The sequence below is a fragment of the Streptococcus pseudopneumoniae genome, from assembly GCF_038148935.1.
In the GTDB taxonomy this organism is placed as follows: Bacteria; Bacillota; Bacilli; order Lactobacillales; family Streptococcaceae; genus Streptococcus; species Streptococcus pseudopneumoniae_U.
Map to the genome: position 1 here is coordinate 1 of NZ_JBBJZX010000080.1, position 9,073 is coordinate 9,073.

Below are 9,073 nucleotides of genomic sequence, written 5' to 3' on the forward strand. Positions count from 1 at the left end.
TTTAGAAAAATATTTTTCATATCTATTGACTTTTAGGGGTGAAATTTGGTATGATAGTAGGCGGTATTGTTTACCCCATTTGAAAGGCCCCGGAACCTTCCAAATACTTTTCGATGGGAAGGAACACCCATCACCGTAAACAAAAATCGAACTATATATAGGAGAAATCATGAACAAAACAACATTTATGGCTAAACCAGGCCAAGTTGAACGTAAATGGTACGTAGTTGACGCAACTGATGTACCACTTGGACGTCTTTCTGCAGTAGTTGCTAGCGTACTTCGCGGAAAAAACAAACCAACATTTACACCACACACTGATACAGGTGACTTTGTGATTGTTATCAATGCTGAAAAAGTTAAATTGACTGGTAAAAAAGCAACTGATAAAATCTACTACACTCACTCAAACCACCCAGGTGGATTGAAACAAATCTCTGCAGGTGAACTTCGTTCTAAAAATGCAGTACGTTTGATCGAGAAATCAGTTAAAGGTATGCTTCCACACAATACTCTTGGACGCGCTCAAGGTATGAAGTTGAAAGTATTTGTTGGAGCTGAGCACACTCACGCTGCACAACAACCAGAAGTTCTTGACATTTCAGGACTTATCTAAGGAAAGGAACAATAAAGTATGTCACAAGCACAATATGCAGGTACTGGACGTCGTAAAAACGCTGTTGCACGCGTTCGCCTTGTTCCAGGAACTGGTAAAATCACTGTTAACAAAAAAGATGTTGAAGAGTACATCCCACACGCTGACCTTCGTCTTGTCATCAATCAACCATTCGCAGTTACTTCAACTGCAGGTTCATACGACGTTTTCGTTAACGTTGTAGGTGGTGGATACGCTGGTCAATCAGGAGCTATCCGTCACGGTATCGCTCGTGCCCTTCTTCAAGTAGACCCAGACTTCCGCGATTCATTGAAACGCGCAGGACTTCTTACACGTGACTCACGTAAAGTTGAACGTAAGAAACCAGGTCTTAAGAAAGCTCGTAAAGCATCACAATTTAGTAAACGTTAATTCGAAAGAATTATTATACTTACAAAGAGCACCTTTCGGGGTGTTCTTTTTTGTACTTTCTTACTAAATTGGTGCAATTGACACAGTTGTTGCGACTTTAGTCGCTTGCAAATGTGGCTGCGACCGGACCAAGGCCAGTTGGCTCAAAACGTTAATCAATACTATACTATCAACGTTTCGGAACACTTCATGGTTCACACCATGGGGTGTTTTTTTAAAAAGTTTACCTCAAAGTTTACCTTATTGTTTTAGGGAAATTATAGTCAATTGAAATAAGAACAAGACAAAAGATCCTTAAAAAAAGTATTGCAACGTGGTAATACCTTTTTGAGGTGCTTTTTGATATGAGCCCATGTTCTCTCAATAGGATTGTACTCAGGTGAGTAGGGAGGAAGTGGTAAAAGTTTATGCCCAAATTATTCACATAAGCGCTCTAGCTTACCCATTCTATGGAATCCTGCATTATCCATAATATAGTTGCTTAGTTTTAAAAAAAGCATATTATAATAAATATATGGTATATAGTACAGATTTTAAACAAAGTTACCAAATGTTTTATATCTTCACTTCAACCATATAAGGACTTGACTTTTTTTCAAAAACATTTACAATAAAGGTATGAAGTTTAGTGTAGTTTTGACAATCAATCCTCTGGTTGTTAGACACACTGTTTATTTAATTTTTTAAAGATTGTGATTTAGCCTTGAATATAAGGTTATTATTTTTAATCGCTATACAACTAAAAGTTGTTAATTGTATTTAATAACCTATGGTTGTGGATGTCAACATTTTTCTACAAGAATTTAAAATAATTTTTTGAGGTAACATATGGAATTCTCAGAACGCTTGAAAACACTAAGGAAACAAGTAAAACTAACACAAGCTCAAATAGCTGAAATTTCCCAACAGGCATATGTTTCATGGGAACGTGGATTAAAAAAACAACACAGGAAAATTTTGTTAAGATTGCACAAGTATTGGATGTTACAGTTGACTATTTAGTTGGAAACTCAGAAGAAAAATCAAATGAATTAGACAACATTGGATTACTTTTCCGTATGAACTTAAAAGGATTAACTGAAAAGAAAAGGAAGTATTTAAGAAAAAGTTGATTGAGTTTATGGAAGAACGAAAAAAGATTTTGGAAGAAAATAAAAAACTGTAAATGTAATCGTCTAATAGAATATTTAAACTGAAATAACATATTTATTTTATAAAGGAGCTATATTAATGTATACGGCAATAATAGATTTTAATGAGTTCGATGATATATGGGATACATGGGGAACGGCCTTTGATTTACCTAACGGAGCATGCTTCAAATTTTGGAGATGTACTTTAAAGTTCATATATACTAAGGAAAATAAGTATTTGCAAGTCATTTCAGATCAAAAGCAAAACATTGAAGAGTGCTTAACTATTTTGTCATTTTTTACTAATATACCTCTTGTTATAAGAAGTATATCAAAATACAATGAAGTTTTACCAGAGGTAAAACAACAAGATAAGATGTCTCAATGGCTAACAAAATTGCAAATAATTGAAAATAGTTTAAATAGAAAGAAAAATAGAAAAAAACGTCAACTTATATTAGATTTAATGAGAATGTATAGTATTGGTTTGCAACATGAATACAGAGAATATATTGAAGATGAATTTTTGATGTGTTTCAAACCAATTGAGATAATTGCTAAACTAGTGATAGAAAGAGAAAGATTATTCTATAAAACTAAACACCAACAACGTAAAGTTCAAACACAATCATTTTTAAATAATTTATTAACTGATTCACTATCAACAGAATTAGATATAGATTCTATAGATAATTTATCTGGAGATCTTATAAACTCTTTAGATAGGTTTCTTAAAGGTCGAAATTATACAAGGATATTACTAGCATGGAATCAACTAAAAATAAAAATAGCTGAAAATTATGAATTTCTGAATCCGAAGATTAAAACAAAATTTTTTGAAATTAATAGTAGAATAATTCATGAATTAGTCGATATTAGAAATAGTATAGCACACGGGAAAATTTGTGAAATTTCAGAAAATAATATTCGTTATGTTCATTTTTTATCATGTCAGTTTATATCATTGTATGTGTTAGAGAAACCTTATGCTGAATTTTATTTACCTACAAAAAAATTTGGGAGTAAGTTTTAGAAAGAGCTATTCTACAGTATTTAAAATCTGACTTTAAGTAAATTTTTATTATGTGACTATTAGTCCGCCTAACTCCGCTATGCGGGTGTGTACTGACCCCGAAAGCGTTTTTATTGTATAAAGAATATCAAATAGTTTGAGGGTTTTACTTGTCGCTGTATTTCTTCACTATTCTTTTTGTAATACTCCTGCTTTGTTCCTGAAATATCTACAGTGAATACGTCATCCTTGAAGGTATAATTCTCTTTTCGGTTTATGATATTAGAGCCAGTCAGTTCGATTGTTGCACTATCTTTATCAATTGTAAAGGTGTCGGCCTCTCCTTTGTTGCTATTTTCTTTGTTACCTGAAATGGTAAAGGCAACTTCATTTCTACTCTCGTTTATTCAACGGTATTCGCCATCTAAAGAATTGCTTGATTGGTTAGAACATGCAATTAATAAAATTGTAGATAGAGACACTAAAAGTAATGTGATAAATCTTTTCATTTACATACTTTTTATTTCTATATTATATTAAAGAAACATTACATAAGTAATACAGTAATTTTTTAGGTTGATCTATTTCTTTCGGGAAAATCATTATCTTTCGGAAATAAGAATGTACGATTAAATAGAAAACTTTATAAACATTAGAAAAGATTTTTTAAAGGTATATTTCCTTTTCTTATGTAGTATATCAGAATATCAAATCTGTTATAACAGACAAGGATTTCAAAATAGTTGTTTTCTTGAACATATTTTTGTTATAATATACATGCAGTGATAGACTGTAGAATATTAAGAAAATAGAATACTAGGAATTTAGAATGTATAAGATAAAAAATAAGATAAATAGTTGGATTAGTAAAATTTTCAAGTCTGATAAGAGAAACAATTTCAAGTCTGATGAGAGAAACAATATATTTCTTACAACGGAAGACTTATATTTTACAATAGATGGCGATGGTTGGAACGGAAAAATTTATCCAAAATACAGCTATAAAGATTTTAATAAGAATGAAGGCTTTCTGTCTTTTCTAAAACTTGGATCTCGATTTCAATTATATTTTAATGGTAAAATTATTTCTGAAGCAAATTTGATGGTTAATTCATTCGAATTAGGAAAAACTACTTTACAATTCGGCCGGATTAGTAGTAATAATGCATTTTGGGGTGAAAAACCTATTGGTGGGATGACATTTTTAGTAGCTTCTATCATATACATTATGCTTAACGATAATGAGTTTATGCATCGAGATATTGAAGTGTCATTAGAAATTCATATGGATGCAAAACGACTACTTGAAGAAAAGAATATTGATGTGTATTATCATATATTTCGAACTCCTAAAATAAATTTTAACCATGAAGACACTTATCGGAGATATATTTTTGAAACAACAAATAGAAACAGTGATATAGATTACTTTAAAGAACTATTGAGTTTAAAAGAAAACTCAATAATGAACGCAATGAGAAGCTAAGCTCTATACTTGAGTATTTCTGATTCAGATGTTTTATGTTATTTGACAAAGAAGGAGTTGAACTCGTTTTTTATAGTTTTTGCATTGTTGACTTATAAACACTGAGCAATTTATTAAATAAATTTCCCTATTTCAATCAAATTTAATCAAACTTTTTTGAAATTAAGGGATATTAGAAAACAATTAGTTATTGATATTAGGCTATTTTAAAATTATCTGAAACAGACCCTTGTCAAACCAGGTCTTAAGAAAGCTCGTAAAGCTAGCCAGTTCTCTAAACGTTAAGAACCAGCTACAATACAGCATTTACAACACTTCATGGTTCACACCATGGGGTGTTTTTTTGATGATTTTTAGCAAAATTCACACCATTTTTCACACCATTACTTTTTAAGATTACGATAGGCAATCTCTCCAACAGCCATTGGAATGACATTTGAAGTGTTGACATAAGTCTTAGTTGAAATCGTGTCACTATGGGTTAGAGCTTCAGAAATAGCTTCAATAGACGTTCCAGCCTGTTTTGCTAATGTTGCTCCTGTATGTCGTAATTTATGAGGTGTAGTATGCTTAAGTTCAGGATGACGACGTTTGACAGATTTCATTTTATTATTAAGATAGTCAGAGTGTAGAGGGCTATTAACGTTACCCTTCATATCGATATAAGTAAAGACATATTGTTCATCGGATTGGATAATTCCAAACTTTGCTAGTTCATATTTTTGTTGTTCTTTCCAAGAGGTAAGAAGCTGAAGTAAGTCATTAGAAATAGAGAAAAATAGGATAGCAAAAGCTCTATTCAGGAGAAAATGAAGCAAATATTTCCATAATAAAACGCATATTATCAAGGTTGTTCATTCAATACCTGATACTATGCGCTTTTCTGATTTTAAAGACTGATTGCTCACTCTCTTTTTCATTATAATTCAGTTACAATTTAATCTTATTTGAGAAAGTGGGTGATGCTATTCTCTAATAAGACTATGATATTAATTTTTGATAGTACTTCCAGAAGTTAAAGATTCCATTTTATCCTTCAAGTGTCTGTATTAGATAATGTGTTCTAAATTTACTATATCTTGTTAGGATTTGGGTAGAATCATTGATAACAGACTGTTGCAAATCTAGTCAGCTGAATGATTTATATTTATCTATTTTTCTAGTAACCAATCTATGATATTTTTTTTCTCAATTCCATTGTAATTGGCTGTTGGCTGGATCGTATCCATTGTTAATAGATATTTTGGGAATTGATCTTTAATGGCTTCTAGTGGTCTAAGTTCTCTTTCTAGTGTTTCTGGAGCAAGTGTTGTTTCACTGACCTGATAATAAGCGTAGTGGCCAAGATCAGTTACAACAACAAAATCAACCTCATACTTATCTAAATTACCAACATATACTTGTGAATATCTACGTCTCAATTCCAAATAGACAATATTTTCCAAGATATGCCCAATGTCTTCTTTGTGGTCTGGTAATAAGAGATGTCGTAAACCTAAATCAACGGGATAATATTTTTCTAAGCGTTGCAATAATGCTCTACCTTTTACATCAAAACGTGGAACGGAATAAAAAAGTAAACTGTCTGTCAAAGTCGTCAAATAATTTTCCAAAGTATTATGGGATATGGAAACATTTTGGCTGACCAGGGTATTACGAATCTTATTTGTTGATATTAAGCTACCTGTACTACTGAGAAGGGTTCGGACAATGCGCTCAATAATAGTAGGATTTGGATTTCCCAATCTAGTGACAATATCATTTAACAGTATGGAGTTATATATTCCTCTGAGATAGTCAATTTTTTCAACGTAAGATGATGTTTGCAATAAGTAAGGGAAAGCACTAAAGAGATACTTGTTAAAAATTTCTGTTGTATTCAAATTCTCTGAGAGAGATTGACCTGATAGGTATTCTTCAAATGACAAAGGAAGAACCTCTATCTCAACATACCGACCAGTCAAGTTTGTAGCTAATTGGCTACTCATAAAGTAAGCGTTTGATCCAGTCAAATAGAGGTCAACATTTGGCAAGATGAATAGACTATCTGCTACCAGTTCAAATTTTTCAACATGTTGAATTTCATCTAAAAAGATATAGTATGTTTTCTCCCCAACTAACTGCTCTTTTATATAAGCGAATAATGTTTGAAAATGTCGCAGGTCATAGTAACTCAAATCTTCGAAATTGATGGATATGATTTGATCTTCGTCTACGCCAGTTGTTAGTAACTCCTCTTTATAGAGTTGAAAAAGCACAGATTTACCAGCTCGTCTAACTCCACTCACAACCTTAATGATTTGACGGTCACGATGTCTTCTTAAAAAATCTAAATAATATGGTCTTTTAATATAGTTCATAATAGTTACCTCAAAGATAGTATAATACAAATAGTAATTATTTTCAAATATTTAGAAATAATGTTTAATTTATTTGAATATTTCTAAATGTTTAGAAATAATATCTGGAACTATTTAAATATCTTCAGGATAGAAAAAGAAATTGTATTTGTTGATGTTGCATCATTTGTGTTAACAAGTCATTTAGAAGCATTTAAGAAATTAGTGAAATGAAAAACTCATGGTAGAACAAATTGTTGAGTTACATGGCCAATTAATAACAAATACCGCTGGTTTATGAGATAGATATTTAATTATCCTCTGATAAATAGGATAAACGTTCTGGAAATTTAGATATTACAGACAAAATAAAATATTTAAAAGCTACTGGGAAACATGGTATAATGTAACTAAAGGAGGTAGCGTATGTCCTTAGATATAGATAAAGAAAAGATGACAATCATGGGAGTCGCTTTTGAAAATCGGTCCGTTTTTAAGAGTGTTTGGTATGCTTTAAGTACAAATATGATTGAAGGATGGCGACCTACGGTTAGTGATGTTGAAAAATTACGAGATGAAGCTCTTGCTTTGGGGATGGCTTAATGAAGCGTAAATGTTATGATTCTTATGACTATATTGATCCGAATAATTTATATACCTATCCAGATTCTTCAGTTCTAAGAAATAAGCAGGAAGAACGAGATGAGCAAAAAGCACGCGATCTTGAATATCGTATGGTTGCTAGTAAGAGTTTGAAATTATTTATCAATCCTATCCCAGTTTATAGTGTAAAAGATATATTGAAAATTCATCAATTTTTGTTTGAAGATATGTATCATTGGGCAGGTGAATTTAGAAAAGTCAATATTTCAAAAAGTGGTAATGCTTTTATGCCGATTCAGTCTTTCGATACAGCACTCACTTACCTTAATAATTTGATAGATAGATTTCATGACAATGCTAATAGTAGAAAAGAAGTCATTCAGTTATTGGTCGAAATTTTAGATAATCTCAATTATTTTCATCCATTCCGTGAGGGAAACGGTAGAACGCAGAGGGAGGTTATTCGCTCTTTAGCTTTAATGAAAGGTTATGAATGTGAAATATCAATCGGTGATGATGATGAGATTTATCACCTGTATATGGATGGTACAGTTTATGGAGACAAAACTAAATTAACGAAGTTATTTGAAAAAATTCTTTTCAAGTTATGAGTTTATACATTCGACTACCCTGGATAAGAATGCTCTATTGTACTAGAATATTTTATGTAATCTGCACCTTAAAAGTTAGATTTTTTCTATTTAACTTTTAGGGTGCAGTTCATTTTGCTATGGCATGATAGTAAACCTTATGAGGTGTTGTAGCAAGTATTCAAATAAAAAGCGCATACTATCAGGCGTAAAAGCTTGATAGTATACGTTTTATCCTAGAAATATTTACTGTGTTTTCTTTTCAAACTGACTTTTTAAGAAGTTGCCTTATCAACAATTTCAAAAATTACTACAGACCTTGAATTTTACTTATCATTTCAATAATTCAGATTGCTTACATTTTATTTTGATAAGTTTTACGGTAATCTCCAGGAGAAAGTCCAGTCCTTTGTTTAAAAATTTTAGTAAAGTAAGAATAATTATCATACCCTACTTGACAAGATACCTGTGATATCGAGATATTTGTTTGAGATAGAAGAGATTTAGCAGCATTAATGCGCTTATCCGTTATATATTTAACAAGAGTTTCTCCAGTTTCTTTTTTAAAAATTCTAGCTAAATGATCTGCGCTGAGATAAACCATATCTGCTAATATAGAACGATTTATATCTTCATAGTAGTGATGATCTATGTATTCGACGATACGTTGAATACTATTTTTTTGGTTTTCAATGTTTGTTGCAAATTTCTTAGCATGTGACCAGTAATAATCAAAGTAATCCTGAAATGATTCAATTGAATGAAAGCGTCGTTGGAATAGGAAATCATGAGTGCTATTTTGGAACAATTTATGTGCCGAAATTCCATTTTGATCTAGATATATTCCTATTTGTTGAGTCCAATCTAGTAAAATTTGTTGTAG

The 9,073-nt window shown here is 31.4% G+C and carries 8 protein-coding genes and 4 pseudogenes; 7 read left to right on the plus strand and 5 right to left on the minus strand.

The genetic code is table 11. The features are described from left to right. Window positions 1-169 precede the first annotated feature (169 nt). Both rplM and rpsI read left to right on the plus strand, forming a co-directional pair. On the plus strand, window positions 170-616 hold the full coding sequence (rplM, locus tag WKI42_RS08335; protein WP_001044624.1) for a 50S ribosomal protein L13: 447 nt from the start codon (window positions 170-172) through the stop codon (window positions 614-616). Between the two features lie 18 nt (window positions 617-634). Beyond that, the gene (rpsI, locus tag WKI42_RS08340; protein WP_000075964.1) at window positions 635-1,027 is read left to right on the plus strand and encodes a 30S ribosomal protein S9; all 393 of its coding nucleotides are present in this window, start codon (window positions 635-637) and stop codon (window positions 1,025-1,027) included. 263 nt (window positions 1,028-1,290) lie between these two features. Here the strand turns inward: rpsI and WKI42_RS08345 are convergent. After that, window positions 1,291-1,515: pseudogene (locus WKI42_RS08345) on the minus strand (transposase); the annotation flags it as partial. 340 nt (window positions 1,516-1,855) lie between these two features. On the opposite strand from WKI42_RS08345, the pseudogene WKI42_RS08350 reads away from it, so the two are divergent. Together WKI42_RS08350 and WKI42_RS08355 are read left to right on the plus strand one after the other, a co-directional pair. Continuing rightward, window positions 1,856-2,192: pseudogene (locus WKI42_RS08350) on the plus strand (helix-turn-helix domain-containing protein). Between the two features lie 65 nt (window positions 2,193-2,257). Beyond that, entirely contained in the window at window positions 2,258-3,193 is a 936-nt protein-coding gene (locus WKI42_RS08355; RefSeq protein ID WP_050242558.1) for a hypothetical protein, read from the plus strand. Between the two features lie 110 nt (window positions 3,194-3,303). On the opposite strand, the pseudogene WKI42_RS08360 reads toward WKI42_RS08355, so the two are convergent. After that, window positions 3,304-3,681 (minus strand): annotated as a pseudogene (locus tag WKI42_RS08360) (hypothetical protein). A gap of 320 nt (window positions 3,682-4,001) precedes the next feature. Between WKI42_RS08360 and WKI42_RS08365 the strand changes: the two are divergent. Further along, window positions 4,002-4,658: a hypothetical protein gene (locus tag WKI42_RS08365; RefSeq protein WP_050242557.1), complete on the plus strand. Its 657-nt coding sequence runs from the start codon at window positions 4,002-4,004 to the stop codon at window positions 4,656-4,658. A 383-nt stretch (window positions 4,659-5,041) separates the two neighbouring features. Here the strand turns inward: WKI42_RS08365 and WKI42_RS08370 are convergent. Continuing rightward, window positions 5,042-5,434: pseudogene (locus WKI42_RS08370) on the minus strand (tyrosine-type recombinase/integrase); the annotation flags it as partial. 375 nt (window positions 5,435-5,809) lie between these two features. After that, window positions 5,810-7,018, minus strand: coding sequence for an ATP-binding protein (locus WKI42_RS08375; protein ID WP_368081671.1), 1,209 nt, complete (start codon window positions 7,016-7,018; stop codon window positions 5,810-5,812). Window positions 7,019-7,423: 405 nt separating this feature from the next. Here WKI42_RS08375 and WKI42_RS08380 point away from each other — a divergent pair, with 405 nt between their 5' ends. Both WKI42_RS08380 and WKI42_RS08385 read left to right on the plus strand, forming a co-directional pair. After that, complete coding sequence (locus tag WKI42_RS08380; protein WP_000050754.1) at window positions 7,424-7,600, plus strand: hypothetical protein; 177 nt, start codon at window positions 7,424-7,426, stop codon at window positions 7,598-7,600. Beyond that, window positions 7,600-8,211, plus strand: coding sequence for a Fic/DOC family protein (locus WKI42_RS08385; protein ID WP_050242551.1), 612 nt, complete (start codon window positions 7,600-7,602; stop codon window positions 8,209-8,211). Before WKI42_RS08380 ends, WKI42_RS08385 begins: the two co-directional genes overlap by 1 nt. 334 nt (window positions 8,212-8,545) lie before the next feature. Here WKI42_RS08385 and WKI42_RS08390 read toward each other — a convergent pair. After that, the coding region (locus WKI42_RS08390; RefSeq protein WP_368081672.1) for an AraC family transcriptional regulator at window positions 8,546-9,073 on the minus strand (528 nt) is incomplete at its 5' end.